The following is a 26,081-nucleotide window of genomic DNA, read 5'->3' as shown; positions in this document are numbered from 1 at the left end:
CCCATTGTCACCGCCATTGTAGCACGTGTGTAGCCCAGCCCGTAAGGGCCATGAGGACTTGACGTCATCCCCACCTTCCTCGCGGCTTATCACCGGCAGTCTCCTTAGAGTGCTCAACTAAATGGTAGCAACTAAGGACGGGGGTTGCGCTCGTTGCGGGACTTAACCCAACATCTCACGACACGAGCTGACGACAGCCATGCAGCACCTGTGTTCCAGGCTCCGAAGAGAAGGTCACATCTCTGCGACCGGTCCTGGACATGTCAAGGGCTGGTAAGGTTCTGCGCGTTGCGTCGAATTAAACCACATGCTCCACCGCTTGTGCGGGCCCCCGTCAATTCCTTTGAGTTTTAATCTTGCGACCGTACTCCCCAGGCGGAATGCTTAAAGCGTTAGCTGCGCCACTAGTGAGTAAACCCACTAACGGCTGGCATTCATCGTTTACGGCGTGGACTACCAGGGTATCTAATCCTGTTTGCTCCCCACGCTTTCGCGCCTCAGCGTCAGTATCGGGCCAGTGAGCCGCCTTCGCCACTGGTGTTCTTGCGAATATCTACGAATTTCACCTCTACACTCGCAGTTCCACTCACCTCTCCCGAACTCAAGATCTTCAGTATCAAAGGCAGTTCTGGAGTTGAGCTCCAGGATTTCACCCCTGACTTAAAGACCCGCCTACGCACCCTTTACGCCCAGTGATTCCGAGCAACGCTAGCCCCCTTCGTATTACCGCGGCTGCTGGCACGAAGTTAGCCGGGGCTTATTCTTGCGGTACCGTCATTATCTTCCCGCACAAAAGAGCTTTACAACCCTAGGGCCTTCATCACTCACGCGGCATGGCTGGATCAGGGTTGCCCCCATTGTCCAATATTCCCCACTGCTGCCTCCCGTAGGAGTTTGGGCCGTGTCTCAGTCCCAATGTGGCTGATCATCCTCTCAGACCAGCTACTGATCGTCGCCTTGGTGAGCCATTACCTCACCAACTAGCTAATCAGACGCGGGCCGATCTTTCGGCGATAAATCTTTCCCCGTAAGGGCTTATCCGGTATTAGCACAAGTTTCCCTGTGTTGTTCCGAACCAAAAGGTACGTTCCCACGCGTTACTCACCCGTCTGCCGCTGACGTATTGCTACGCCCGCTCGACTTGCATGTGTTAAGCCTGCCGCCAGCGTTCGCTCTGAGCCAGGATCAAACTCTCAAGTTGGACTTGAACTTTGAACCGGCTGATCACAACGTTTGACGAGGTCCCACCATTATTTCGACAACCGAAGTCGCCGAGCTGCCCGCGATTCACATCGCTGGCAGCGATGGTGTTTCCTTTAAAACGTGTACCGCCGAAGTCTTTCGTCCCCTCTCAGAACTCAAAAGCCGAAGCTCTTCAGTGTCCGAGAGGCGCAAGGACTCCGCCGTCCACGTTTCTCTTTCTTCATCTTCATCTTCACTTGTCAAACAGCCCGGGACCAGGAGGTCCCAACCTTCCAGAGTGGAAGGGTTCCGACACCCTTACCGACGATGAATGAACTCCAATCGACTTACGTCGACTGTTGTGTCACTCAACAAGGTGAGGAGCATCAGTGGCGCGTTCGCTCGCCTCGGTCAGTGACCCGGCGGCGCCGCGCTCAGTGGTCGGGTTATAGCCCCCCCCGCCCGGGATTGTCAACGCCCATTGTCAACAAATCGTCGCACGGTGGACCACCGAAAAAAATCCCGCGATCCCAGTCAATTAGAAGGGCCACCAATGGCCGGATCAAAGCTGCACCGCAAAAAATCTCAAAAAAGTTTGCCCGCCGGCGGGCTCCGGAAGGGGCTTTGGACGCCCCTCCAGACACCCTCCCCCTGCGTCCTTCCAGACGCCCCCCGGGGCCCTGGCAGGCGGAGGCCATCCAGGCCGGACCGAGCCCTCGTCCATGGCAGACTAGCCCCATCCAAGGCTGGACCGAGCTCCACCCCAGGCCAAACCTAGTCCCCCGGACCCGGCCAGACGGGCTTCTTGCGCCCGGCCGTTCAGGAAACTTTTTCCATATTAGGCGCCGTACTAGAGCCACAATCCCGCGGCGTTCTGGTACAGACGAGCTTGAATCGCGGGATGCCAGTGGGGGCTGCCGGCGATTTTCATGGGGTCAGAGGAAGGCATCTTGCAGATGACGCGGCCTTCCTTCGACATTCGAGAGACATCGAGAGTCCTTTACCCGTCCAGCTGTTCGTAATTTCGGCCGGCCCCATCGAGGGCCTTCTGAGCGCGGGCGCCTGTGCGGCTTGCCTTTTCCGGCGATCCCCCTTCTAGAGGGCGGCCAGGAAGGGTTCGAAAGCAGGCATCTTGGGTCGTTGATTGGGGGACTTGGTTTGAACCACAGGACGTCGCGCGGCGCTTACGGGCGTGAGACCGGGATCATCGATCTCGGCCACGAGCCGCCGCTGTCCGTCGATGGTTCCGAGGCCGCCGTCATCGATCGCCGCCGCGTTTCCGTGCAATGGTTCAGCGGGACAATTCTGACCGGACTCTGCGGCGCAGCCCTGATCGGCGGCGCCGTTTTCGCGTCTCTCGACGGTGAGATGACCTTCGCCAAGGTGCCTGAGCGCGTCGAAGGCGCGCTGCGCGGCGCATTCGGCGCAGCTGATCGCGCCGCCACGCTGCACAAGAGCGACCGCCTGCCGCCGCCGAACGAATCCACGGCCTCGCGCAACATCGTGCGCGTCTCCACCGTCGCCCGCGTCGGCAACCGCGACGTGATGCGGGTGCGCCCGTTCGTCCGGATCGCCGGCAATCTGTCGATGACGACGAGCGATCTGTCGGCGAAAATCCCGCCGTTCAACGCCCAGCGCCTGCTCACCGATGTCGGCTCCGATCCGAAGACCGCGGCGGAAGATCCGAACAATCCCGAAGCCGTCGAGCCCGATGCCGAAGTCTCCTTCGTCACCAAGGACCTGTCGCCGGTGCTGCCGAAGGCCAAGATTTCCGCCGTGGTGGCGCTCGACGACATCCTGCTGCGGGTGCGCGACGCCGCCAACTGGCGCGGCAATGGCGGGGTGCGCTACGCCTCGCTCGCCAATGCCACCGCCGACGTCTCCGGCGCGACCGGCCCCTCCGACATGAAGATGGCCTACGCCACCGAAGCGTCGGCGTCCGATCCCTATGCCGGCTTCGAGACGCGCGTGGTGCCGGAAAACGTCACGCTGCTGCCGAAGACCAAGGAGCAGATCACCGGCGGCAATCCCAATGGCGAGCGCGTCCACGTGGTCAAGAAGGGCGACAGCGTCGGCTCCGTCCTGCGCGATCTCGGCGCGACGGCCGAGGAGATCAAGGCGATCACCGCGACGCTCGGCCCGCGCGGCCGCGACGGCGGCCTGAAGGAAGGCGAAAAACTCCGCATCCTGATGGCGCCCGCAAGCCCCGGCGCCCGCCTCCAACCCTATCGCGTCGTGGTTGCAAACGACACCGTGGTCGAGGCGATCGCGGCGCTGTCCGATCTCGGCAAATACGTCGCGGTCGACGTCTCCAGCATGAACACCGTCGCCGATGCCGCGGCCAACGCCAACAGCGACGACGATGACGACGATGACGGCACCGGCGTGCGGCTCTACCAGAGCATCTACGAGACCGCGATGCGCAACAAAGTCCCGATGCCGGTCATCGAGGACATGATCAAGATCTACTCCTACGACGTCGATTTCCAGCGCAAGGTCGCGCCGGGCGATTCATTCGACGTGTTCTACGCCGGCGAAGAAGAGGGCACGACGTCGAACGAAAAGAACGACGTGCTGTTCGCCTCCCTCACGGTCGGCGGCGAGACCAAGAAATACTACCGCTACCAGAGCCCCGACGACGGCGTCGTCGACTACTATGACGAGACCGGCAAGAGCGCGAAAAAATTCCTGGTCAGGAAGCCCGTCAACAACGCGATCATGCGCTCCGGCTTCGGCGGCCGCCGCCATCCGATCCTGGGCTATGTGAAGATGCACACCGGCGTCGACTGGGCCACCTCCTACGGCACGCCGATCTTCGCTTCCGGCAACGGCGTGCTCGAGAAGGTCGGCCCCGAAGGCGGCTACGGCAAATATATCCGCATCAAGCACTCCAACGGCTACGAGACCGCCTACGGCCACATGTCGGCTTTCGCCAAGGGCATGGAGATCGGCAAGAAGGTGCGGCAGGGCCAGGTGATCGGCTTCGTCGGCTCGACAGGCCAGTCGACCGGCCCCCACGTCCACTACGAAATCCTGGTCAACGGCCGCTTCGTCGATCCGCTGCGCGTGAAACTGCCGCGCGGCCGTTCGCTGGAAGGCACGGTGCTGGCGGGCTTCGAGAAGGAACGCGACCGGCTCGACGCTATGATGAGCGGCCGCAACGGCGCCATCGCCCGCATTTCGGACGCAACCGGCGGCCCGTTGCAGGTCACCAACCGCTGATCCCTTAACCGGTCGAAATCGACCGGACATCTCTGGAAAACATGATCTGGATGCGACGTCGTCAAGCGACGTCGTTTCACTGCGCCACAACGTCAAGTTTTGTTTGCCAAAGCGGCATCAAGGCATCGCGCGCGGGAGCGACGGCAGGCTGATCGTGGCGGAAGTGGTCGCCAGGCGACTGATCGAGATCGCGCCGGACAGCGGCAAGGTCACCGAGATCGCCGCCAATCTTCCGATCGGGCTGATGGGCGCACCCGGGGGCCTCCCCAGCAACATTCCGACAGGCGTCGCCATCGGCGCCTCCGGCGTCATCTACTTCTCCTCCGATATCGAGAACGCGATCTACAAGGTCACCAGGAAGTAGCGCGGAGGAAACCAGCCCGGTGGAACCGGCACACGCGTTTCCCGGTTAAATGCTGACGGAAGCCGACCAACAGGAGGATCCCCATGCGGCGCCTCTCACGCGACGATGTCGTCAAGACCCTGGATCGAGCCGACGAAGTCACCATCGCCCAGATCATCGGAACCGGCGCGACGGTCGAGGAACTCGCCGAAGCCCAGGCCTGGCTCGCCAATGACGAGCCGATGATCAATGATTTGCGCCCGCTGGCGCACGGACGCGTGCGCGAGCTTGTCGACATTCTGTCGGAGCTCGATGAGGACAGCGACGAGCAAGGTCCAGCCGAACCCGGCTCAACATCCGCGGTCAACTAGAGCGAACCTCGTCAAAGCAATTCGCCCCGGAGAGTTGGCCTCTCCGGGGCGATTTTTCGTTTTGCAGTGAGCGCAACGATCAGTTCAGTTTCCGCTTCGACGCCGGCGGCGCCTCGAACTGGGCGATCTCCGCGGTCTGCTGCGCCTTGCCGTTGAAGGTCAGCACGTTGCCTTCGGACGAGATCGCGACCGTATCCCCGTCTTTGACGTCGCCGGCCAGGATCATCTCGGCGAGCGGATCCTGGAGGTAGCGCTGGACCACGCGCTTCAGCGGCCTTGCGCCGTAGGCGGGATCCCAGCCCTTCGCAGCAAGCCAGTCGCGGCCCGCGGCATCGAGCGTCAGCACGATCTTCCGATCGGTCAACAGCTTCTGCAGCCGGGCGAACTGGATCTCGACGATCCGGCCCATCTCGCTCCTCTGCAGGCGGTGGAACAGGATGATCTCGTCGACACGGTTCAGGAACTCGGGCCGGAAATGCCCGCGCACCATTCCCATCACCTGTTCACGCACGGCTGAGGTGTCTTCGCCCTCCGGTTGATTCACCAAATACTCCGAACCGAGGTTCGAGGTCATGATGATCAGCGTGTTGCGGAAATCGACGGTGCGGCCCTGACCATCGGTCAGGCGGCCGTCGTCGAGCACCTGCAACAGGACGTTGAAGACGTCAGGATGCGCCTTCTCGATCTCGTCGAACAGCACGACCTGATAAGGCCGGCGCCGCACCGCTTCGGTGAGCGCGCCGCCCTCGTCATAGCCGACATAGCCGGGAGGCGCACCGATCAGCCGCGAGACCGAGTGCTTCTCCATGTACTCGGACATATCGAGGCGGACCATCGCGGTCTCGTCGTTGAACAGGTACTCCGCCAGCGCCTTGGTCAGCTCGGTCTTGCCGACGCCGGTGGGCCCCAGGAACATGAACGAGCCGGTCGGCCGGTTCGGGTCCTGCAGGCCCGCGCGCGAACGGCGCACGGCGGTTGCCACCGCACGCACGGCCTCGGCCTGGCCGACGACGCGCTTCCCGAGCTGCTCCTCCATCTTCAGGAGCTTCTCCTTCTCGCCTTCCAGCATCTTGTCGACGGGCACGCCGGTCCAGCGCGAGACCACCTGCGCGATGTGGTTGGCGGTAACCGCCTCCTCCATCATATCGCCGGAGCCCTCACGCGCCTCGATGTCCGCCAGCTGCTTCTCAAGCTGCGGGATCCGGCCATAGGCCAGCTCGCCGGCCTTCTGGAATTCGCCGCGCCGCTGTGCGTCGGCGAGATCGACGCGCAGCGCGTCCAGCTCCGACTTCAGCTTCTGGGCGTTGGAGAGCTTGTTCTTCTCCGCGCTCCAGCGCGACGTCAGGGCCGCGGATTTCTCTTCGAGTTCGATGAGCTCCTTCTGAAGCCCCTCGAGACGGGTCTTGGAGCCGAGATCGCTCTCCTTCTTGAGAGCTTCCTGCTCGATCTTGAGCCGGATGATCTCGCGGTCGAGCGAATCCAGCTCTTCCGGCTTGGAATCGACCTGCATCTTCAGCCGCGCAGCCGCCTCGTCCATGAGGTCGATCGCCTTGTCCGGCAGGAAGCGGTCGGTGATGTAGCGGTTGGACAGCGTCGTCGCCGCCACGAGCGCGGAATCGGTGATCCGCACGCCGTGGTGCTGCTCGTACTTGTCTTTCAACCCGCGGAGGATCGAGATGGTGTCCTCGACGGAGGGCTCGCTCACGAAGATCGGCTGGAAGCGCCGCGCCAACGCCGCATCCTTCTCGACGTGCTTGCGGTACTCGTCGAGCGTGGTGGCGCCGATGCAGTGCAGCTCGCCGCGCGCGAGCGCGGGCTTGAGCAGGTTGGATGCGTCCATCGCGCCGTCGCCCTTGCCGGCGCCGATCAGCGTATGCATCTCGTCGATGAACAGGATGAAATTGCCCTCGCTCGCGGTGACTTCCTGGAGCACGGCCTTCAGCCGCTCCTCGAACTCGCCGCGATACTTCGCACCCGCAATCAGCGCGCCGAGATCGAGGGAGAGCAGCTTCTTGTGCTGGAGGGTCTCGGGCACGTCGCCGTTGACGATGCGCAGCGCGAGGCCCTCGGCGATGGCGGTCTTGCCGACGCCGGGCTCACCGATCAGGACGGGATTGTTCTTGGTCCGGCGCGAGAGCACCTGGATGGTGCGGCGGATCTCCTCGTCACGGCCGATGACCGGATCGAGCTTGCCGTCGCGCGCAGCCTGGGTCAGGTCGCGGGCATATTTCTTCAGGGCGTCATAGGCGTTCTCGGCGGTCGCGGAGTCCGCCGTGCGGCCCTTGCGCAGCGCCTCGATCGCGGCATTGAGATTTTGCGGGGTGACGCCGCCCTTGGCCAGGATCGCGCCGGCCTCGCTGGTCCTTTCCAGCGCGAGGCCGAGCAGCAGCCGCTCGACGGTGACAAAACTGTCGCCGGCCTTCTCGCCGGCCTTTTCGGCGGCATCGAAAGTGCGGGCGAGCTCGGGCGCCAGATAGATCTGGCCGGCGCCGCCGCCGGAGACCTTCGGCACCTTGTTGAGGGCATCCTCGGTCGCCTTCAGGATGGCGCGGGAATTGCCGCCGGCGCGGTCGATCAGACCGGCCGCGAGGCCCTCATTGTCGTCCAGCAGAACTTTCAGAACGTGCAGGGTCGAAAACTGCTGATGCCCCTCGCGTACCGCAAGCGATTGCGCGGACTGAACGAAGCCCCTGGAGCGTTCGGTATATTTGTCGATGTTCATGTCTTTTCTTTCCCTCGGCCTGCCCCTGGAGCCCTCTAAGGCACTCCAAACGGCATCTTCATTGGGTTTCCGCTGGACGCGTTGACGTTCCTCAACCGGCAGCGGTCGTTATCAGCCGGCGCTGGCGCCAGCCTGACCCAGATGTGGGAAGCTTGGCCTCGGATCGGAAGAGGCGCGTTCACAATTTCGTGCACGGGTCCGCCTGCTTGGCGCCAGCAGGTCGAATCCCTTAAGTAGCGACATGACAGCCAGCCAGACCGCCGAAATCACCGGCCTTTACCGTTACCCGATCAAGGGCCTGACGCCGGAATCCCTGCCCCGGGTCCCCTTGCGGATCGGCCAGACCCTGCCCGCCGACCGCCGCTACGCCATCGAGAACGGACCCAGCGGCTTCGATCCGGAGGCGCCGGCCTGGAAGCCGAAGATCCAGTTCCTGATGCTGGCGCGTAATGAGCGGCTGGCGTCCCTCGACAGCCGGTTCGAGGACGCGACTAACCGCCTGACCATCCGCAAGGACGGCCAGATCGTCGCCAGCGGGGACCTCGAGACCACTGCCGGGCGCGCCGCCATCGAGGATTATTTCACGGAGAATTTTCAGCCGGAGCTGAAGGGCCCGCCAAAAGTTCTGTCCGGCCGCGACCACAGCTTTTCCGACGTCGCCCGCAAGGTCGTATCGATCATCAATCTCGGCAGCGTCCGGGCGATCGAGACCATGCTCGGCGGCGCCGCAGTCAATCCACTGCGCTTCCGCGCCAATCTCTACGTGAAGGGCTGGCCGGCCTGGTCCGAGCTCGACCTCGTCGGCGAGACGCTGGCGATCGGCGAGGCCCGGCTCAAGGTGGTCAAGCGCATCGTCCGCTGCCCGGCGGTCAACGTCGATCCCAAGACCGCGCAGCGCGATCTCGAGATACCGCCGACGCTCTCGCGCAATCTCGGCCACATGGATTGCGGCATCTATGCCGAGGTCATCGCCGACGGCGAGATCGGCGTCGGTGACGCGATCGCGGTGGAAGCGCCGAGATTGGTGTGAGCCGTCCGCCGCTGCCGTAGGGTGGGCAAAGCGAAAGCGTGCCCACCACTCCGGTCCATCTAACTCCGTTGCACCGCCGGTGGGCACGGCGCTTGCGCGCCTTTGCCCACCCTACGGCTCCGTCGTCAGTTCGGCATCACATACGCATAGATCCGGCCGCGCGAGACCGGCGCCTCGCGAACACGATTGCCGTTGTTGCCGGAGATCATGATCGGATTGCCCTGCGCGTCCACGCCGGTGATGATGCCGACATGGCCGCCCCGGCGACCGCGCGACATGACCGCGATGGCGCCGACCTGCGGACCGGAGACACGCGTGCCGTAGCGCGCGAACGAGCTCGCCATGTCGGAGCCGGTGCCCTGATGGCCGGTATGCTGCAGCACCATGTTCATGAAGCGCGCGCACCACAGGCTGCCGCGCCCGGTCGGATTGCCGCCGATATAACGGCGCGCCTCGGACACGAGGCCCGATCCGCCGCCGAAGCCGCCACCGCTATTGGCCATTCCAGGATTGGTCATTCCGTTGTTGGCCATGCCGCCGACATTGGCGTTCGGATTGTAGCTCGCCTGGGTGTCGGCGAAGCCGCTCGCCTGCAACTGCGCCGCGCCGCGCTCGAAGCGCGAGTTGCGGGCATGGTGGCGATAATGACGGTAATGATGATGTCTGGCGTGATGCACGTAAGCGTGCCGCTCTGCGCTATGACGATGATGCGGCCGCGCTGAGGCCGGAGAAACGAACGCGGCAACCGCCGCGAAGAAAATCGCCAGCGCGACAACACAACGCGACAGGCGAGACGCAAACAACTCGAACATACTTCATCCTTCTTGACACCCCACTTCCCCAATCGGCCCGTGCGATGGCCGGCATCCGTCTGGCCGTTAAGCCGCCGGATGTGGCGAGAAAAAGACGCCACGCCCGCGAATAGCTGCGATGATTTTGCGCCGGTGCTGGCTTGAGGCTGCCGCATTGCGGACAACAACGTTAACTGCAATTCTCCAAAGGCGGCTTGAAGAGAGGGAAACAGTTAATGCCCCACGCCACGACCAGGGACGACGTCCGCATCTATTTCGAAGAAGCGGGTCAGGGAACGCCGATTATTTTTCTGCATGAGTTCGCGGCCGACTACACCAATTGGGAGCCGCAGATGCGCTACTTCTCGCGCGGCCATCGCTGCATCACCTATTCTGCGCGCGGTTACACGCCGTCGGACGTGCCTGATGGCGAGGTCTACACCTACAAGCATTTCTACACCGACGCGCTCGCGGTGCTCGATCATCTCAAGATCGAGCGCGCGCATCTCGTCGGCCTGTCGATGGGCGCCTATTCGTCGCTCCAGATCGGATTGAACGCGCCGCAGCGCGCGCTATCGATGACGCTGGCCGGCGTGGGCTCAGGATCGGAGATCGAGAATCTCGACAACTGGCGCAAGCAGTGCCGCGCCAATGCCGAGCAGTTCGAGACGCTCGGCTCCGCCGAGGTCGCAAAGGTCACGCGCGAGGCGCCGAGCCGGATTCCGTTCCTGGTGAAGGACCCGCGCGGCCACGGCGATTTCTACGCCGCGCTGGCGCGCCACGATGCCAAGGGCTCCGCGAACACGATGCGCGGCTTCCAGGGCGGCAGGCCATCGATTTACACGATGCCGGATGCCATTCGAGGTGTGGCAACGCCCGCGCTGATCATCTGCGGCGACGAAGACGATCCCTGCGTCGGGGCAAGCCTGTTCTTGAAGAAGCACCTGCCCGCGGCGGGCCTCGCGATGTTTCCGAAATCAGGCCACGTGCTCAATCTCGAAGAACCCGCGCTGTTCAACGAGAGCGTGGAGCGGTTCGTGACGCTGGTGGAAGCCGGGCGCTGGCCGGTGCGCGATCCGCGGTCGCTGGCGGCGCATTAGACTGCCAGTCGCTGTCATTCCGGGATGCGCCGACAGGCACAGGCCCGGAATGACGGAAACTACTTCCCCTGCCCGCGCGTGAGCAAGAACACGCCCTGCTCGCCGAACATGTTCCACACCCACCACGGCAATCGCAGCCGCAACGGACGGCCGTAGAGATCCAGCGCCTCGGCGCGCTCCATCTTGACGTCGATCGCGTCGCAGAGCTCGACGAAATCCTTGATGGTGCAGAAGTGGATGTTGGCGGTGTCGTACCAGGTCGCCGGCAGATTCTCGGTGCGCGGCATGTGGCCGCCGACCAGGAGCTGGAGCCGCATCTTCCAGAAGCCGAAATTCGGGAACGACACGATGGCGCGGCGGCCGATGCGCAGCAGATTCTCCAGCACGACCCGCGGCTGCCGCGTCGCCTGCAGCGTCTGCGACAGGATGACGTAATCGAAGGCGTCGTCGGGATAATTGACGAGATCGGTGTCGGCATCGCCCTGCACCACCGCGAGGCCCTTGGAGACGCAGCGATTGACGCCCTCGCGCGACAGCTCGATGCCGCGCCCGTCGATGCCGCGGGTCTCCAGAAGCTGGAGCAAATCGCCCTCGCCGCAGCCGACGTCGAGCACTTTCGAGCCGGGCTTGACCATCTCGGCGACCAGCAGATGATCGGCGCGAAACTGGCCGGACTGCTCCGTCGCAACGCCGCCCAGCGGCAGCACTTCCTGCACAGACATCGCTAGCCGTCCTTGTCAGTCAATCCTGGCGGTGAGCCCGCGCGCCTTCCCTGCCGATTGCAGGAAAGCACGGGCGATATCGAAGAATTCGGGCACGTCGAGCAGGAAGGCGTCATGGCCGCGATCGGTCTCGATCTCGGCGAACGACACCCGCGCGCTCGACGCGTTCAGCGCATGCACCAGTGCGCGCGATTCCGAGGTCGGGAACAGCCAGTCGCTGGTGAAGGAGACCACGCAGAAGCGCGTCTCGATGCCCGCGAACGCTTTCGCCAGCACGCCGCCGTGATCGCCGGCGATGTCGAAATAATCCATCGCACGGGTCAGATAGAGATAGGAGTTGGCGTCGAACCGCTCGACGAAGGACGAGCCCTGGTAGCGCAGATAGCTCTCGACCTGGAAATCGGCGTCGAACGAGAAGGTCGGCAGCTCGCGGTCCTGCATGCGGCGGCCGAACTTGCGATGCAGCGCGGCGTCGGAGAGATAGGTGATGTGCGCGGCCATCCGTGCCACCGCAAGTCCGCGATGCGGATGGATGCCCTGATCCGTGTAGCGGCCGTTGTGCCAGTCGGGATCGGCCATCACCGCCTGGCGGCCGAGCTCGTGGAAAGCGATGTTCTGCGCCGAGTGCCTCGTCGCGCAGGCAATCGCCAGCGCGGAGTACACGCGCTTGGGATAGGCCGCGGTCCATTGCAGCACCTGCATGCCGCCCATCGAGCCGCCGACCACCGCGAACAATGTGTCGATGCCGAGCCGGTCGATCAGCATCGCCTGCGCGCGCACCATGTCGGGAATGGTGATGACAGGGAAATCCAGGCCCCACACCTTGCCGGTCGCCGGATTGATCGAGGCCGGCCCGGTCGAGCCCATGCAGCCGCCGATCACGTTGGCGCAAATGATGAAGTAGTGCTGAGGATCAAGAGGTCGGCCGGGACCGACCAGCGTCTCCCACCAGCCTGACTTGCCGGTCACGGGATGCACGTTGGCGACATGCTGATCGCCGGTCAGCGCATGGCAGATCAGCACCGCGTTGGAGCGATCGGCGTTGAGCTCGCCATAGGTCTGGTAGGCGATCTGGAATGGGGTGAGATCGATGCCGCAATCGAGCCGCAGGGGCTGCTCGGCGCCGAACTGCGCGACCTGCGAATTCGGATGATCCGCCTCATGCGACCGGTCGTCGGCACTGATCGCGGGACTCGGCACAGACTTCACGCCAACCATCATCGACCTCGTTTGCGACACCCGTCAGGCTGCCGCTGGAATCAGGCCATGAAAAACCCGGCCTGAACGATAGGTTCGGCCGGGATCGGAAGCGTCCCCGGCCTGTTTAGCGAGTTTTTTAACGTGGCTGCAAGCCGGCCGGCTCAAATGACCACGGAACGGGCAAAAGCTACTGTCTTGGGCGGTTTTCGTCAAGTCACGGTCCGGATTAGCCAAATTCATCCCTGAAAGGCCGGCCGAAAAGGCCCGGTTTCCCTTTGCATTTCTCTTTGCTTTCGCCGCGCCGACTGCCTAATCAGGACGTCGATCGCAGCGGATCCGGCCTTGCCGATGGGCCTTGGCCGACCCGCATTGGAACGCCTCTCACCAGCATCTCGCAGATATGTCCCAACGTCCGCCCGCGCCACCATCGCTCCAGGAATTGCGCAAGGAGATCGACGCGATCGACGAGGGCATGCATCGTCTCCTGATGCAGCGCGGCGACATCATCGACCGCCTGATCCAGGTGAAGCAGACCCAGGAGGTCGGCTCGGCGTTCCGCCCGGCGCGTGAGGCCGCCATGATGCGGGACATCGTACAACGCCATCGCGGCATCCTGCCGCTCGACGCGGTCGAGAGCATCTGGCGCGTCATCATCTCGACGTTCACTTACGTCCAGGCGCCGTTCTCCGTGCATGCCGACATCTCGGTGAGCGAGCCGGCGATGCGCGATTCCGTGCGCTTCCATTTCGGCTTCACGGTGCCTTACGTCGCGCATTTCAGCGCGCAGGCCGCGGTCGAAGCGGTGGCGAAGTCCAAGGGCGATCTGGCGCTGGTCTCGGCGACCTCGAGCCGCACGCCATGGTGGCTGGAGCTGGAAGCGGACGGCGCGCCGAAGATCATCGCGCGGATGCCCTTCGTCGAGCGCGCCGACCATCCGGCCGCACTGCCGGTGTTCGCGATCTCGCGCGTCGCCGACAGCGCCGTGGTGACGGAGGTCGAGACCTTCAGCGTGCGCGTGTCCGGGTGGAACGCCGAGGTCGCGCGGGCGCTGTCGCCGCTCGCCGAGATCGTGGCGGTGCCCGATACCGCCTTCGACGGCGCGGCGCTGCTGGTCTCGGTCACAAGCGCCACCAGCATCGACAAGATCAAGGCTGCCCTGATCGAAGCGGGGGCCTCGGTGCGCTCCACGGCCCTCGTCGGCAGCCACGCAACGCGCTATACGGTGCCCTCGACCGGGTCGAAATCGTAGATCGCGAACCGCCTAAAGCTACTTCCGGAGTTGAAGATGTCACGCCCCGTGCCGAATCCCGGCATTCTAGATATTGCGCCCTACACGCCCGGCAAGAGCCCTGTGGCTGAGCCGGGCCGCAAGGTGTTCAAGCTCTCGGCCAACGAGACGCCGTTCGGGCCCTCGCCCAAGGCGATCGAGGCGTTCAGGAACGTGGCGGCGCATCTGGAAGACTATCCGGAAGGAACCTCGCGCGTGCTGCGCGAAGCGATCGGCCGTTCTTTCGGGCTCGACCCCAACCGCATCATCTGCGGCGCCGGCTCGGACGAGATCCTCAATCTGCTCGCCCACACCTATCTCAGCCACGGCGACGAGGCGATCTCGACCACGCACGGCTTCCTGGTCTACCCGATCGCGACCATGGCGGTCGGCGCCAAGAACGTGGTCGCGCAGGAGACCAATCTCACCTGCGACGTCGATGCCATCCTCAAGGCGGTGACGCCGAAGACAAAGCTGGTCTGGCTCGCCAACCCCAACAATCCGACCGGCACCTATGTGCCGTTCGACGAGGTCAAGCGGCTGCGCGCCGGCCTGCCGTCGCACGTGCTGCTGGTGCTCGATGCCGCCTATTCCGATTACGTCTCGCGCAACGACTACGAGATGGGGATCGAGCTCGTCGCCACCACCGAGAACACCGTGGTGACGCACACCTTCTCCAAGATCCACGGTCTCGCCGCGCTGCGCGTCGGCTGGATGTTCGGTCCGGAGCACATCATCGACGCGGTCAACCGCATCCGCGGTCCCTTCAACGTGTCGACGCCGGCGATGTATGCCGCGGTCGCCGCGATCGAGGACACTGCGCACCAGGCGATGTCGAAGCAATTCACCGAGACCTGGCGCAACTGGCTCTCCGAGGAGATCGGCAAGCTCGGACTGAAGGTGACGCCGGGCGTCGCCAATTTCGTGCTGATCCACTTCCCGGAAACGGGCAAGACCGCGGACGAGGCCGACGCGTATCTCACCAAGCGCGGGCTGGTGTTGCGCGCGCTAAAGAACTACCGCCTGCCGCATTCGCTGCGCATGACCATCGGCACCGAGGAGGCCAACCGCCTCGTCGTCGAGGGCCTGCGCGACTTCATGGCCGGCAAATGAGCACCACGCCGCACTTCCAGCGCGTTGCGCTGATCGGCTTCGGCCTGATCGGCGGCTCGATCGCGCGCGCTGCGAAGCTCCAGGGCTTGGCCTCCGAGATCGTCACCACCGCGCGCTCGGAGAAGACACGCGCGCGGGTGCTGGAGCTCGGCATCGTCGACCATGTCGTGGCGACCAATGCGGAAGCGGTGAAGGATGCCGACCTCGTCATCCTCTGCATTCCCGTCGGGGCCTGCGGGCCGGTGGCGCAGGAGATCGCTGCGCATCTGAAGCCGGGCGCGATCGTCTCCGACGTCGGCTCGGTCAAGGGCGCGATCATCAGGGACATGGCGCCGCATCTGCCCAAGACCATTCATTTCGTGCCGGCGCATCCCGTCGCGGGCACCGAGCATTCGGGCCCCGATTCTGGTTTCGCCGAGCTCTTCATCAACCGCTGGTGCATCCTGACGCCGCCGGAAGGCGTCGATGCGGCGGCCACAGATCGGCTGCGCGCCTTCTGGGCGGCGATGGGCGCCAAGGTCGAGATCATGACGCCGGATCATCATGATCTCGTGCTCGCGATCACCAGCCATCTGCCGCATCTGATCGCCTACACCATCGTCGGCACCGCCGACGAGCTGGCGCAGGTGACGGAGTCAGAGGTGATCAAGTTCTCGGCCGGCGGCTTCCGCGACTTCACCCGCATCGCCGCGTCCGACCCGACGATGTGGCGCGACGTCTTCCTCGCCAACAAGGAGGCCGTGCTGGAGATGCTCGGCACCTTCACCGAGGATCTCGCCAAGCTCACCCGCGCGATCCGCCGTGGCGACGGCGAGGCGCTGTTCGACCACTTCACCCGCACGCGCGCCATCCGCCGCGGCATCGTCGAGATCGGCCAGGATTCGGCGGCGCCGGATTTCGGCCGGCCGCATGCGCAGCTCGGCAAGAAGCCGTAACGCTTCCTCACTCACCGTCATGGCCGGGCCTGCCCCGGCCATCCACGCGCATCCACGATTGAAGACAGACGTGGATGCCTGGGCCTTCGCCGCGCCGAAGCGGCTTCGGCCGCGCAGGCGGGACAAGCCCGGGCATGACGACGGAGCGTGTGGCGGGCGACGTCGTCCTAATACAGCGGCGGGATCTGGCCGACCTTAACCGGGCCGAGCAGCACGGCGCCGTCGACGAACTTCAGCGGGAAGCTCCTCGCCTTCTTGCCCTCAAGCGTGCTCTCGGTGCCGATCGAATTGATGCCGGCCGCAACGCCGGCATTGGCGTTCTGCTTGATGACCTTGCCGAGGCCGGGAACGGCGCGGTCGAGGGCGCCGAACAGATTGTTGAGGTCCTGCGACTTCACGCCGGGCGCAACGCGGTCGAGGGTTGCCTGCGGCACACCCTCTTCCAGCATCTTCTCGATGCCGAGCGCCGGGATCACGCGCTCGAGGCCCGTCACCGTCATCTGCAGCTCACCGTCGAGTCGGCCATTGGCCGAGAGGCCGAGCGTGCCGGCCGCAACCGCGATCATCTCGCCCTGCTGGACGCGCGACTGCACGATCTCGATGTGACCGCCGGCGGCCTGGATCTCGCGGAAGCGTTGCGGCCACGGCTTTGGCGTGAGGTCGGAGAGGCCCGTGATCTTCGCGCGCGTGTCCGCCTCGAACGGCTCGGCGAGCAAGGGATGAACACCCTGGATGCTGCCCTGCGCGACGTGCAGCACGGTCTCGATCACAGGATGATCCGACCGCGACCCGTCTGCGAGGCGACCGTGCAGCTCGACCTGCTTGGCGCGCGCGAGCGGCACCTGCACGCTGCCGTCGAGACGATTGATGACGGGATCGTCGAACACGATGGAGACGCGATCCGGCACCGCCGGTAGGCCGAACACGCTGCTGCGGCCCTTGCTCCAATTCACCACGAAGGTGTTTTGCGTGACGCCGTCGGTGAGCGTCGCCGGCGCGGAGAATTCGGCGATGACGCGCTTGGGATCGTAGACCTGGGCGACGACCAGGATGTTGTCGAGCTTCGCCGTGAACGGCGTCTTGCTGGCGTTCTGCGACACCAGGGCGACGCTGGCGCCGGAGCACTGGACCTCGAAGCGGAACGGGAAGCCGGCGATCGAGCGCTTGGCGCAATCATAGATGCGGCCGGACTTGGCCTCCTGCGCCCGCCAGGCATCTGCGGCGATTTCGGCCTGCGAGGCCGCATAGAACCAGAAGCAGCTCCACGCGACGGCGAGGATCAGGAGGATAATGGGGGCGATGAAAAGGCCCCAACGGGGGCGGCGGCCTGTGGCAACGGTCATATCTGACATGCGGCGACCCTTTGACCCCAGATTTTGTCAAATGTAAGCGGGGTTCGGCCGCGCCGAAAGGCCGAGAATTCGCTTCGCTTGGGGCCGTCGTTCTGGTAGCCGTGCCCGAAATGTCGGAAATCACCCTCCCCTCCGTCACCACAGCCAAGGGCGACCTCTGGGTGTTCGGCTATGGCTCGCTGATGTGGCGGCCGGGCTTCGACTTCCGGGAACGCGTCCCGGCGCGGCTGGTCGGCGAGCACCGCGCGCTCTGCGTCTATTCCTTCGTGCATCGCGGCACGCCGGAGCAGCCTGGCCTGGTGCTCGGGCTCGACCGCGGCGGCGCCTGCCGCGGCATTGCTTTTCGCGTCGCCGAGAAGGACCGCGCCGACGTCGTCGCCTATCTGCGGGCGCGCGAGCAGGTCACGTCCGTCTATCGCGAGGTGATGCGCTCGGTGTGGCTTGAGAACGATGCGCGACAGCGCGTCTCCGCGCTCGCCTATGTCGTCGACCGCGGCCATGTCCAGTATGCCGGCCGGCTGTCGCTCGCCGACCAGCATCGCCATGTCGTCCAGGGTCATGGCCAGTCCGGCGCCAACCGCGACTACGTGACGGCAACGGTGAAGGCGATCGAGGCCGAAGGTTTTCGCGACACGCAATTGCATCAGCTCGCGACCATGCTGCATGGTGATGCGCATTCCCTGCACGCGCCGGCTCCCGCCGAAGATCGAGAGAACCGCTAGCTCTGCGACGGCGCGTAGCTCGGCGACGAGCCGATCAACTGCTCCTGCTCTTTCCGGCCCGCTTCGACGAGGCGGCCGGTCGCGTCTTCGATGGCGGTTTGCACGCGCGAGAGAAACTCGTCTTTCGGCAGGCCTGATGGCAGCGGATCGAGGAACTCGACCACCAGCGTGCCGGGATAGCGCATGAAGGTGCGGCGCGGCCAGAACAGGCCGGAATTGAGCGCGATCGGCAGGCACCGCACGCCGCAGGACGAATAGATCTGCGCAAAGCCGGTCTTGTAATCGGGCGCGGCGCCGGGCGCCCGGCGTGTGCCTTCCGGAAAGATCACGAGCTGCCCGCCTGCGCGCACCGCGTCGCGCGCCCGCCGCGTCATGTCCAGCAGCGCCTTCACGCCGGCCTTGCGGTCGATCGCGATCATTCCGGTCTTGACCAGGAACTGGCCGAACACCGGGATCTGCATGAGCTGGCGCTTGAGGATGAAGATCGGACGGTTGAAGAAGCCCGGCAGCACGAACGTCTCCCAGAACGACTGATGCTTCGCCGCGATCACCAGCGGCCCTGCCGGAATCTTCTCCAACCCACGGAATTCAACCTTGATGTTGCAGATCACGCGCATCAGGAACAGCGTCGCCTTCGCCCACCATTGCGCAACCGTCAGCATGGCGCGCGGCGGCAATGCGAAGGTCGGCAGCGCCACGATCACGAGGCACACCAGCACGGCGTAGAACAGCACGTTGAACAGGAGCGAGCGCAGGAAAATCAAAAACATCGATGGTCCGATCAATTGGCCTGTGCCGTGGCGGGCCGCTTCGGCGCCACGCCAGCAGGCTGCTCCGACATCTCGGGGGAAAGGTCAATCCCGAAATCCTCCAGCCGCACCCTCAGCTCGGCGGCGATGTATTTGACGTATTCGGACAGGAGCAGCCGCAAGGTGGAGGCCGAGGTCCACCACGGCTCCTCACGCCATTTTTCGCCGACCACCGCGAACGGGATCAGCGTGGTTTCCGGCATCGCATGCGAGAACTCCACCAGCGCGCGCGGCATGTGATAGTTCGAGGTGACGACGATCAGCGATCTGAAGCCGCGCCCCTCGGCCCAGCGCCGCGCTTCCGCCGCGTTGCCGCGGGTCGAGACCGCGGTGCGGTCGAGATCGACACAGCAATGCATGAAGGACTGGTTCTCCGGCAGCGTCCGGGAGATGTCGCTCGCCGTCGAGGTCGGGTGCACGCCGGAGATCAGGAGCCGCTTGCCGTAGCCGGCCGCCAGGAGCTCCATCGCATCCGACACCCGCGAGGAGCCGCCGGTCAGGACCACGATGCCGTCCGCCTTGCGGTCCGGCGCGATCTCAGCGCCGCGCAATTGCGCCAGGAAGGCGATGAAGCCCGCCGCCGCGCCGACGAAGACGAACGCGATCGTCGATACCAATGCCGCGCGCAGCCAGCCGCGCGGCAATTTCGGCGATCGATCGTCGGTCGGCGCGGTCATATGATGTCGGTGATCCCTTCCCCGGATGATTTTAGGACGTTTTGAGGCGAAGTGGAGTCCGGTTTATCGAGCTCAATCGACGTCATTCAGCGTCGCGAACAGGGTCTGGCGCGAGGCTACCGCGGTGATGGCGCCGATCAGCACCGCCTGCACCGCGAGCACGATGTAGCCCGACGGCCGCAGCGAGAAGGTGCCGAGCAGGGCTGCGAACTGGTCGCCGACGGGGGTGCCGGAAAACCAGCCGGCGATCGACTCGGAGAAGCCGAACACCAGCATGGCGGCGCCGCCGCCGATCACGCCGCCCTCCAGGCCCAGCCTGAGGAAGTGACGTAGGAAGCGGTTGGCGATGTAACGGTCGCCGGCACCGACGAAATGCAGGACCTCGACGATCGGTTGGTTCGCCGCCATGGCGCCGCGGGTCGCGAACGAGACCGAGATGATGGTCGCGATGATGACGAGTGCGAGGATGCCGATGCCGGCGAGCACGGTGGCGTTGGTCATCGAGCGCATCCGCTCGATCCAGGCGCGGTGATCGTCGACGCTGGCGCTTGGTGCGGCCTGGGTCACGCGCGCGCGCAAGGCGCCGAGATCGAGCGGCGTGCCGGGCTGCACGCGCGCGATGATCATGCGCGGCACCGGCAAATCATCCATCGACAGGCCGGTGCCGAGCCAGGGCTCGAGCAGCTTGCCGCTCTCGTCCTTGGTGAACGGCTTGACCTCGATGATGCCGGCCTGCGCGCGGATGGCCTCCGTCACTGCCGCCGTGTCGCGATCGAGATCGCGGCCGGTCTGCGGGCGGACCTGGATGGTGATTTCGCTTGCAACGTCCGACTGCCATTCCGCGGCGGAGGCACTGACGAGCAGCACCGTGCCCGTGGTCATCGAGGCGAGGAAGGTCATGATGGCGACGACGGCAACCAGCGCGCGGCCGTGGATCGAGGCGCGCGGCACGATCGGGGACATGTTGCGCGCCTTGGGCGGAAGCTGCGGACGCTCCTGTCCGAGATCTACCAGCACGCCGCGGTCGTCGGGCCTACTCATAGACGTGCAGCCGCCCCTGGTGCAGCACGAAGCGTCGCGCCTCGTACTGGTCCATCAGGCCGATATCGTGGGTGGCGATGATGACGGCGGTGCCCGATTTGTTGAGCTCGATGAACAACCGCAGCAGCCGGCGCCCGAGCGTCGGATCGACGCTGCCGGTCGGCTCGTCGGCGAGCAGGAGCTGCGGCCGCGAGATCACGGCGCGCGCGATCGCGGCGCGCTGCTTCTCGCCGCCGGACAGGATCGGCGGCAGCGCGTCCATGCGGTCACCGAGGCCGACCCAGCGCAACAGGTCGATCACCTCCTTGCGGTAGCTCGACTCGCTGCGGCCCATGACGCGGAACGGCAAGGCGACGTTCTCATAGGTCGTCATGTGGTCGAGCAGGCGGAAGTCCTGGAGCACGATGCCGATGCGCTTGCGCAAATCCGCGATCTCGTCCTTGCCGAGCTGCGAGATGTCGTGGCCGAACAGGTTGACGAGACCGCGCGTCGGCCGGTGCGACAGGAACAACAGACGCAGCAGCGAGGTCTTGCCGGCGCCGGACGGGCCGGTGAGGAACTGGAAGGAATGCGCCGGAATCTCGAAACTGAGGTCGCGCAGAATCTCCGGCCCCAGTCCGTAACGCAATCCGACATTTTCGAACCGAACCAAGCTCAGCTCCGTTCGAGAGGGGGCGCGGGCGGCGCTGCTGCGCTCCGCCACACGCGATCAACGGGTTTTGCGACCGTTATGGTTTCCGGTTCGTTAACGGTCGCTCTGTAGCATCTGGGGTGCCCGGCTCTCCGCGACCGGAGCATCGTCAAGACCAGTCCGTGCATCAAGGCTCGTGTCCATGCATATCGTCTGCCCCCATTGTACGACATCCTACGCCATCAAGCCCGCGAGCCTGGGGGCGAACGGACGAACGGTCCGCTGCTCCCGCTGCAAGGAGACCTGGGTCGCCTATGCCGAGGATGCCATCGAGGGGGCGTCCGTCCCGGCCATGGCGGCGGCCAGCCAGGCCGACGACCAGTCCGACCTCGCCGAGCAGTGGAACTCGTACGCCAGGGACGACGGCGCCGCCGACACGCCGGTCGTCGACAGCCCCTCGATCGCCAGCGACTGGCCGGCCGAGGACGCCCAGGAGACCGAGGACGAATGGTCAGCGGCGGCCCGCGCCGCCGAGGATGACGTCGCCGGCGCGCAGCACCAGTCCTGGTTCCGCGGCCTGTTCAGCCGCCGCGGGGCGCGGGTGAGGCGCCAGGCCCCCACCGAGGCTCCGCGAAAATCCCATTTCGGTCTGCCGACCGCCTGCGCCGCCATGGGCGCGCTGGTGCTGGCGCTGGTCATCTGGCGCGGCGACATGGTCCGGCTGCTGCCGCAGACGGCGGCGTTCTACAAGATGGTCGGACTCGAAGTTAATTTGCGCGGCCTGGCGTTCAAGGACGTCAAGCTCTCCAGCGAGACCGTGGACGGTAAGCAGGTGCTGGTGATCGAGGGCGTGATCGTGGGTCAAAGCAAGAAGCCGCTCGATATCCCGCGGCTGCGCTTTGCGGTGCGCGACGCGCAGGGAGCGGAAATCTACGCCTGGAACACCGTGCTGGAGCAGACCGTGCTGCAGCCAGGTGAGCGCGCCTTCTTCCGGTCGCGCCTGGCCTCGCCGCCGCCGGAGGGCCGCAATATCGACGTTCGCTTCTTCAACCGGCGCGACATTGCCGGCGGCAGCGTATAATCGATTTTGCATATCCCGCACGGGAGGCTGGTCCCAAGATTGGTCTCAAGGTTGGTCTCATGCCGAAAATCCTGATCGCCGACGACGAGGACTCGATGCGCCAGCTGGTGGCGCGCGCCATCGCCATGGACGGCCACGAGACCGTCACCGCGCAGGACGGCGCCGAGGCGCTGGAAATCCTGACCCGCGAGAACGGCGCGTTCGATCTCCTGCTCACCGACATCCAGATGCCGGTGATGGACGGCATCGCGCTGGCGCTCTCCGCCGCGCGCGACTTCCCCGACCTGACCATTTTGCTGATGACCGGCTTTGCCGACCAGCGCGAGCGCGCCTCGAATTTGAATGCGCTGGTGCATGACGTCGTGACCAAGCCGTTCTCGGTGGCCGACATCCGCACGGCGGTTGCCGACGCGCTGGCAGCGAAGAAAGCGTAGGGGCGCGGCGTATTCCGCTGTCAGGCCCCGGCCTTGACCGGGGCACCCAGTACGCCGCGGCCTCTCGGTTCAATCACAACCGTCTCTGGAATACTGGATCGCCCGCCCCTGTGCGCAATTGCGCACTAGGCGGGCGATGACACCGAGTGTGACGTCAAAAATCCTTCAGCAGACGCTCGAGGTAATCGAGCTCGATCTGCGGACGCGCGGGATCGCTCAGCCGGCGGCGGAGCTCTTCGAGGATACGGCGCGCGCGCTGGGCATCGATCTCGCCGGGAATCTTGACCGTATAGTCGTCGCTATATTCCTTGCCGCGCAGCGGCCGGCCCAGCGGGTCGGTCCGTTCGCCGCCGCTCTGCTGGCGGCCGACAGCCTGACCGGGGCCGTCACCGTCGCCCGGATCCTGGCCTTCGCCGTTCTGCTGCCCGCCGAGCGCGTCGGCGAGATCCTGCATGCCCTTGCGCAGGGCGTCGATGGCCTTGCCCTGCGATGCCGTCGCACCGTCGGCATCGCCCTCGCCGATCTGATTGCCGGCATCTCCCATGGCGTTCTCGGCGGCGTCGAAGCCGTCATCGCCATCCTGGTCGCCGTCCTGACCCTGACCTTGGCCCTGCTGACCTTGTTGGCCCTGCTGCCCCGGCTGCTTCTGCCCGCGCTGGCCTTTCTGGCCATCCTGCTGCAAGCCCATCTCGGCGAGCTTCTTCTTGAGGGCCTCCAGCCGCTTCTTCAGTTGCTCCTGCCGGCCCTGCGTATCCTGCGACCCTTCGCGCGACGGCGAGGGATCGTTCGGATCGGGATAGAGATATTTCTCCATGTCCCGGATCGCCCGGGACTGCTGGCCAATGCTCTCGTCCGAGTTCTTGTCCTTCAGGTTGTCGGCGGATTGCTTCATCGACCGCTCGGCGCTGTCGAGCAGTGCATCCAGACTCTTCTGGTCGGCGCGCGACGACTGGGCGAGGCCAATCGAAGCCGTGGAACAGGACAGCATAAGCACGAGACAAGCCGTGGCGAGCCTTCCGCGCGTGACCTTGCCGTTCTGCCAGATTGAGGTGTGTTTCATGAGCTATCTCGCTCCCTGGGATTCACGCCAGGTCCTGAGCTCTTCGCGCAAGGCGTCCTGCTGCCTTGCCAGGTCCTCCAGCTGATCGCTGGTCGCGCCGCGCGTCTTCTGCCGCAGCTCTCTCGATTTGCGCAGGATCTCCGCGACCTTGGGCGGCAGAGGCTTGGTACGTTGGCCGCGCTTGGAGTCCTTGCTCTGCCGGTCGGTTTCGTCGCGAAGCGCATTCTGCTCCCGGAGCAGATCGTTCAGCTCGCGCGCAATCTCGTCCATCTCTTTCTGCTCGGCGCTGGGCGGCCCCGGAGGATTTTCCAGCGCGCGGGCCAGGCGGTCCAGCTCGCGCGCCGCCGCTTCGCGATTGCCGCGCTGGATCAGCCGCTCGATGCGCTTCATCTGGTCGTCGAGGCCGATGGCCGGCCGCGCCAGCGGATTGCTGCGCATCTGCTGCGCGTACTGGCGCATGTAATTGTCGAGCGCGGTCCGCAGGTTGTCCATGAGCTTCTTGAGCTCTTCGTCGCTGGCGCCGCGCTGAAGCGCCTGCTTGAGCGCGTCCTGCGCCGCGCGCAACGCCTTGGCGACGTCGCTGATGTTGCCGTCCTCGATCGTCACTGCAAGCGCCCACAGGCTCGCCACGACCTCACGCAGGGAATCGTCGGTGCGCGCCGCCTCGAGCTGGCGTGCGACGCTATGCAGACCGAGATATTGCCCGGCTTCCGGCGTGAACATCTCGGGCGCGATCATCAGCGCGTCGAGCGCGGCGTAGACATCGGAATTCTTGTTGGCGTCGAGCGCGAGGATGCGGCGCTGCTCGATCAGCGCGCGGGCGAGCGGCTTGGTGAACAGCCGGCCCGGCAAGCGCATGTTGAAGGGCTCGCTCTTCGCCTCGTTGCCGGCCTCGTCCTTGGCGGTGAGCGTTAACGTCACGTCGGCACCGGAATAAGGGTCTTCGCTGAGGTCCTTCACGGTCTGGCCGACGCCGTTGCGGGTCCGCGCATTGGGCAGGGTCAGCGCGAATTGCGGCGGCTGGAACAGCGGCCGCGCGGCCTTGCCGTCCGCGTCCTTGGTTCCGTCCTTGTCTTCGGTTGCGCGCGGAACGAATTGCGCGGCGGCGCCCGTGACGCCGTAATCGTCCTCGATCTTGTAGGAGAGCTGCAACGCGCCGTAGGCCTGACGCTCGGGATCCTTGGCGAGCGCGATCGTCGGCGGGCGGTCCGGCGTCGCCGCGAAGGCCCATTGCGGCTGGCCGGAGGGCGCGCGGACATGCGCGGTGCCGTCGCCGGTGATGGTAAAATGCTTCTCGTTGGTGCCCTTCGGCGCGGCCTCGGTGGGCGCGACCTCCTTGAGGCCGCCGGAGGTGACGACATCGAGGCTGCTACCGGAGGAGCGCACGATCAGGGTCGAGCCGGCCGGAACTGCGAGTGGGCCGCTCGCAGGCAGCGCTGCGGCCTCCTTGTTGGCGGCCGACAGGATGACCGGCGGCTTGCCGGTGTAGAGCGGCGGGGTGATCCAGGCATCGACGCGGACGTTGGTCGGCGCCAGCACGCCGTTCCAGTCGAACGCGGCACCTAACCGCATCGCGCGCTCGTCGCCGGCGGCGAAGAAGGTCGCGACCAGCATCACCATGACCAGCGCGCGCAGCGCCCAGGGATCGTGCAGGGCGAGGCGCGGATGCGGCAAGCCGGCACGGATGCGCTTGAGCGAAGCCAGCGTGCGCTCGCGCTGTGCCTGCCACAGCGCCAGCGCGACCGGGTCTTTCGAGCTCAGCGTGTCCGTCAGCGTCGTCGCCGGGCGGTGACGGATACCGGAGCCACGGTCGAGCCGGCTCAGAGCCTCGTCGCGGCCCGGCCAGCGGAAACGAAGCAGCGGGACCAGAGCGGCGATTGCGATGCCGGCAAAAGCCACGAGACCGATGGCACGGATGACGGACGGCAGCACCAGCCAGAGGCCGGCCCACGACACCACCAGGAACAGGCCGACGACAGTCAGCACCCGCGCCAGATGTGGCCAGGCACGTTCCCACGCGATGGCATAAATAGCCCGATCGAGGGCCTGCGCCAGCTTCAACCGCGACAGAGCGTCGCCATCGCGGATCGGGTCTGACGGGTCGGGGGTGACGCCGTTCAATCAATTCTCCAGGTTGCCCGGTAGAGAAGCGTATCACAACGGCAGCACTGAGGCATCCGTTCCGGTACGGGAGAGACCCCTTTTCCCGCATAACACGAGGACGTGACTGGCCGGGCGCAACCCCGTAATTTCCACGCGCCATTCCCGGGGAAACG

At 65.2% G+C, this 26,081-nt stretch carries 21 protein-coding genes, 1 rRNA gene, 1 pseudogene and 1 riboswitch (1 of these 24 only partly in view); of the genes and pseudogenes, 11 read left to right on the top strand and 12 right to left on the bottom strand.

From position 1 onward, the window contains the following. Positions 1–1,201: ribosomal RNA gene (locus J4G43_RS07015) — 16S ribosomal RNA — on the bottom strand (it extends 288 nt beyond the left edge of the window). A 1,139-nt stretch (positions 1,202–2,340) separates the two neighbouring features. Between J4G43_RS07015 and J4G43_RS07010 the strand changes: the two genes are divergently transcribed. From J4G43_RS07010 to J4G43_RS07000, 3 genes and pseudogenes are all read left to right on the top strand, one after another. Next, entirely contained in the window at positions 2,341–4,404 is a 2,064-nt protein-coding gene (locus J4G43_RS07010; RefSeq protein ID WP_208084348.1) for a M23 family metallopeptidase, read from the top strand. A gap of 109 nt (positions 4,405–4,513) precedes the next feature. Further along, a pseudogene (locus J4G43_RS07005) lies at positions 4,514–4,768 on the top strand (hypothetical protein); the annotation flags it as partial. Positions 4,769–4,851: 83 nt separating this feature from the next. Beyond that, on the top strand, positions 4,852–5,118 hold the full coding sequence (locus J4G43_RS07000; protein WP_208084347.1) for a hypothetical protein: 267 nt from the start codon (positions 4,852–4,854) through the stop codon (positions 5,116–5,118). A 79-nt stretch (positions 5,119–5,197) separates the two neighbouring features. Here the strand turns inward: J4G43_RS07000 and clpB are convergent, their stop codons facing one another. Next, entirely contained in the window at positions 5,198–7,840 is a 2,643-nt protein-coding gene (gene clpB, locus J4G43_RS06995; protein WP_208084346.1) for an ATP-dependent chaperone ClpB, read from the bottom strand. 241 nt (positions 7,841–8,081) lie between these two features. Between clpB and J4G43_RS06990 the strand changes: the two genes are divergently transcribed. Beyond that, positions 8,082–8,870, top strand: coding sequence for an MOSC domain-containing protein (locus J4G43_RS06990; RefSeq protein WP_208084345.1), 789 nt, complete (start codon positions 8,082–8,084; stop codon positions 8,868–8,870). 125 nt (positions 8,871–8,995) lie between these two features. Here J4G43_RS06990 and J4G43_RS06985 read toward each other — a convergent pair whose 3' ends face one another. Further along, complete coding sequence (locus tag J4G43_RS06985; protein ID WP_208084344.1) at positions 8,996–9,682, bottom strand: NlpC/P60 family protein; 687 nt, start codon at positions 9,680–9,682, stop codon at positions 8,996–8,998. 215 nt (positions 9,683–9,897) lie between these two features. Here J4G43_RS06985 and J4G43_RS06980 point away from each other — a divergent pair, with 215 nt between their 5' ends. After that, positions 9,898–10,761: an alpha/beta fold hydrolase gene (locus tag J4G43_RS06980; RefSeq protein WP_208084343.1), complete on the top strand. Its 864-nt coding sequence runs from the start codon at positions 9,898–9,900 to the stop codon at positions 10,759–10,761. 59 nt (positions 10,762–10,820) lie between these two features. Here J4G43_RS06980 and metW read toward each other — a convergent pair whose 3' ends face one another. Next, positions 10,821–11,483 (bottom strand): methionine biosynthesis protein MetW, encoded by a 663-nt coding sequence (gene metW / locus J4G43_RS06975; RefSeq protein WP_208084342.1) that lies wholly within the window; start codon positions 11,481–11,483, stop codon positions 10,821–10,823. A gap of 15 nt (positions 11,484–11,498) precedes the next feature. Beyond that, on the bottom strand, positions 11,499–12,701 hold the full coding sequence (metX, locus tag J4G43_RS06970; protein WP_071917104.1) for a homoserine O-acetyltransferase MetX: 1,203 nt from the start codon (positions 12,699–12,701) through the stop codon (positions 11,499–11,501). Positions 12,702–12,786: 85 nt separating this feature from the next. Further along, positions 12,787–12,866, bottom strand: a riboswitch (SAM riboswitch). A 217-nt stretch (positions 12,867–13,083) separates the two neighbouring features. Here metX and J4G43_RS06965 point away from each other — a divergent pair. The 3 genes from J4G43_RS06965 to J4G43_RS06955 are packed head-to-tail and all read left to right on the top strand — an operon-like array spanning position 13,084 to position 15,998. Then, the gene (locus tag J4G43_RS06965) at positions 13,084–13,932 is read left to right on the top strand and encodes a chorismate mutase (RefSeq protein ID WP_208084341.1); all 849 of its coding nucleotides are present in this window, start codon (positions 13,084–13,086) and stop codon (positions 13,930–13,932) included. Between the two features lie 36 nt (positions 13,933–13,968). Further along, positions 13,969–15,063, top strand: a complete 1,095-nt coding sequence (locus J4G43_RS06960; protein ID WP_208084340.1) for a pyridoxal phosphate-dependent aminotransferase — start codon at positions 13,969–13,971, stop codon at positions 15,061–15,063. Next, positions 15,060–15,998 carry a prephenate/arogenate dehydrogenase family protein gene (locus tag J4G43_RS06955; protein WP_208084339.1) on the top strand — a complete coding sequence of 313 codons (939 nt, stop codon included), beginning with the start codon at positions 15,060–15,062 and terminating at the stop codon, positions 15,996–15,998. Before J4G43_RS06960 ends, J4G43_RS06955 begins: the two co-directional genes overlap by 4 nt. Positions 15,999–16,165: 167 nt before the next feature. Here J4G43_RS06955 and J4G43_RS06950 read toward each other — a convergent pair whose 3' ends face one another. Continuing rightward, positions 16,166–17,350, bottom strand: a complete 1,185-nt coding sequence (locus tag J4G43_RS06950) for a DUF2125 domain-containing protein (RefSeq protein ID WP_208084338.1) — start codon at positions 17,348–17,350, stop codon at positions 16,166–16,168. Between the two features lie 110 nt (positions 17,351–17,460). Between J4G43_RS06950 and J4G43_RS06945 the strand changes: the two genes are divergently transcribed. Continuing rightward, positions 17,461–18,072, top strand: coding sequence for a gamma-glutamylcyclotransferase (locus J4G43_RS06945; RefSeq protein ID WP_208084337.1), 612 nt, complete (start codon positions 17,461–17,463; stop codon positions 18,070–18,072). Here J4G43_RS06945 and J4G43_RS06940 read toward each other — a convergent pair. The 4 genes from J4G43_RS06940 to ftsE form a co-directional block, all read right to left on the bottom strand. Then, a complete protein-coding gene (locus J4G43_RS06940; protein WP_208084336.1) occupies positions 18,069–18,842 on the bottom strand; it encodes a lysophospholipid acyltransferase family protein in 774 nt (257 codons plus the stop codon). The genes J4G43_RS06945 and J4G43_RS06940 overlap by 4 nt on opposite strands. A gap of 11 nt (positions 18,843–18,853) precedes the next feature. After that, positions 18,854–19,558, bottom strand: coding sequence for a YdcF family protein (locus J4G43_RS06935; protein WP_166103800.1), 705 nt, complete (start codon positions 19,556–19,558; stop codon positions 18,854–18,856). Positions 19,559–19,630: 72 nt separating this feature from the next. Further along, positions 19,631–20,599, bottom strand: coding sequence for a cell division protein FtsX (locus J4G43_RS06930; RefSeq protein WP_063985782.1), 969 nt, complete (start codon positions 20,597–20,599; stop codon positions 19,631–19,633). Continuing rightward, positions 20,592–21,251, bottom strand: a complete 660-nt coding sequence (gene ftsE, locus J4G43_RS06925; RefSeq protein WP_014491659.1) for a cell division ATP-binding protein FtsE — start codon at positions 21,249–21,251, stop codon at positions 20,592–20,594. Before ftsE ends, J4G43_RS06930 begins: the two co-directional genes overlap by 8 nt. A gap of 181 nt (positions 21,252–21,432) precedes the next feature. Here ftsE and J4G43_RS06920 point away from each other — a divergent pair, with 181 nt between their 5' ends. After that, entirely contained in the window at positions 21,433–22,311 is an 879-nt protein-coding gene (locus J4G43_RS06920; RefSeq protein ID WP_071909344.1) for an MJ0042-type zinc finger domain-containing protein, read from the top strand. Positions 22,312–22,370: 59 nt separating this feature from the next. Beyond that, positions 22,371–22,745 carry a response regulator gene (locus J4G43_RS06915; protein WP_028147294.1) on the top strand — a complete coding sequence of 125 codons (375 nt, stop codon included), beginning with the start codon at positions 22,371–22,373 and terminating at the stop codon, positions 22,743–22,745. Positions 22,746–22,899: 154 nt separating this feature from the next. Here the strand turns inward: J4G43_RS06915 and J4G43_RS06910 are convergent, their stop codons facing one another. Then, positions 22,900–23,805, bottom strand: coding sequence for a DUF4175 family protein (locus J4G43_RS06910; RefSeq protein ID WP_208084335.1), 906 nt, complete (start codon positions 23,803–23,805; stop codon positions 22,900–22,902). Positions 23,806–23,808: 3 nt separating this feature from the next. Continuing rightward, positions 23,809–25,926: a TIGR02302 family protein gene (locus tag J4G43_RS06905; RefSeq protein ID WP_208084334.1), complete on the bottom strand. Its 2,118-nt coding sequence runs from the start codon at positions 25,924–25,926 to the stop codon at positions 23,809–23,811. Between the last annotated feature and the right edge of the window lie 155 nt (positions 25,927–26,081).

The organism is Bradyrhizobium barranii subsp. barranii, from assembly GCF_017565645.3.
GTDB lineage: Bacteria > Pseudomonadota > Alphaproteobacteria > Rhizobiales > Xanthobacteraceae > Bradyrhizobium > Bradyrhizobium barranii.
The sequence above is the reverse complement of the archived record's forward strand: the minus strand, read 5'-3'. Positions and strand labels throughout refer to the sequence as shown.

Coding starts and splice junctions, on each gene's coding strand:
- J4G43_RS07000 (WP_208084347.1), top strand. CDS start 4,852: ATGCGGCGCCTCTCACGCGACGATGTCGTCAAGACCCTGGATCGAGCC.
- clpB (WP_208084346.1), bottom strand. CDS start 7,840: ATGAACATCGACAAATATACCGAACGCTCCAGGGGCTTCGTTCAGTCC.
- J4G43_RS06990 (WP_208084345.1), top strand. CDS start 8,082: ATGACAGCCAGCCAGACCGCCGAAATCACCGGCCTTTACCGTTACCCG.
- J4G43_RS06985 (WP_208084344.1), bottom strand. CDS start 9,682: ATGTTCGAGTTGTTTGCGTCTCGCCTGTCGCGTTGTGTTGTCGCGCTG.
- J4G43_RS06980 (WP_208084343.1), top strand. CDS start 9,898: ATGCCCCACGCCACGACCAGGGACGACGTCCGCATCTATTTCGAAGAA.
- metW (WP_208084342.1), bottom strand. CDS start 11,483: ATGTCTGTGCAGGAAGTGCTGCCGCTGGGCGGCGTTGCGACGGAGCAG.
- metX (WP_071917104.1), bottom strand. CDS start 12,701: ATGGTTGGCGTGAAGTCTGTGCCGAGTCCCGCGATCAGTGCCGACGAC.
- J4G43_RS06965 (WP_208084341.1), top strand. CDS start 13,084: ATGTCCCAACGTCCGCCCGCGCCACCATCGCTCCAGGAATTGCGCAAG.
- J4G43_RS06960 (WP_208084340.1), top strand. CDS start 13,969: ATGTCACGCCCCGTGCCGAATCCCGGCATTCTAGATATTGCGCCCTAC.
- J4G43_RS06955 (WP_208084339.1), top strand. CDS start 15,060: ATGAGCACCACGCCGCACTTCCAGCGCGTTGCGCTGATCGGCTTCGGC.
- J4G43_RS06950 (WP_208084338.1), bottom strand. CDS start 17,350: ATGTCAGATATGACCGTTGCCACAGGCCGCCGCCCCCGTTGGGGCCTT.
- J4G43_RS06945 (WP_208084337.1), top strand. CDS start 17,461: ATGTCGGAAATCACCCTCCCCTCCGTCACCACAGCCAAGGGCGACCTC.
- J4G43_RS06940 (WP_208084336.1), bottom strand. CDS start 18,842: ATGTTTTTGATTTTCCTGCGCTCGCTCCTGTTCAACGTGCTGTTCTAC.
- J4G43_RS06935 (WP_166103800.1), bottom strand. CDS start 19,558: ATGACCGCGCCGACCGACGATCGATCGCCGAAATTGCCGCGCGGCTGG.
- J4G43_RS06930 (WP_063985782.1), bottom strand. CDS start 20,599: ATGAGTAGGCCCGACGACCGCGGCGTGCTGGTAGATCTCGGACAGGAG.
- J4G43_RS06920 (WP_071909344.1), top strand. CDS start 21,433: ATGCATATCGTCTGCCCCCATTGTACGACATCCTACGCCATCAAGCCC.
- J4G43_RS06915 (WP_028147294.1), top strand. CDS start 22,371: ATGCCGAAAATCCTGATCGCCGACGACGAGGACTCGATGCGCCAGCTG.
- J4G43_RS06910 (WP_208084335.1), bottom strand. CDS start 23,805: ATGAAACACACCTCAATCTGGCAGAACGGCAAGGTCACGCGCGGAAGG.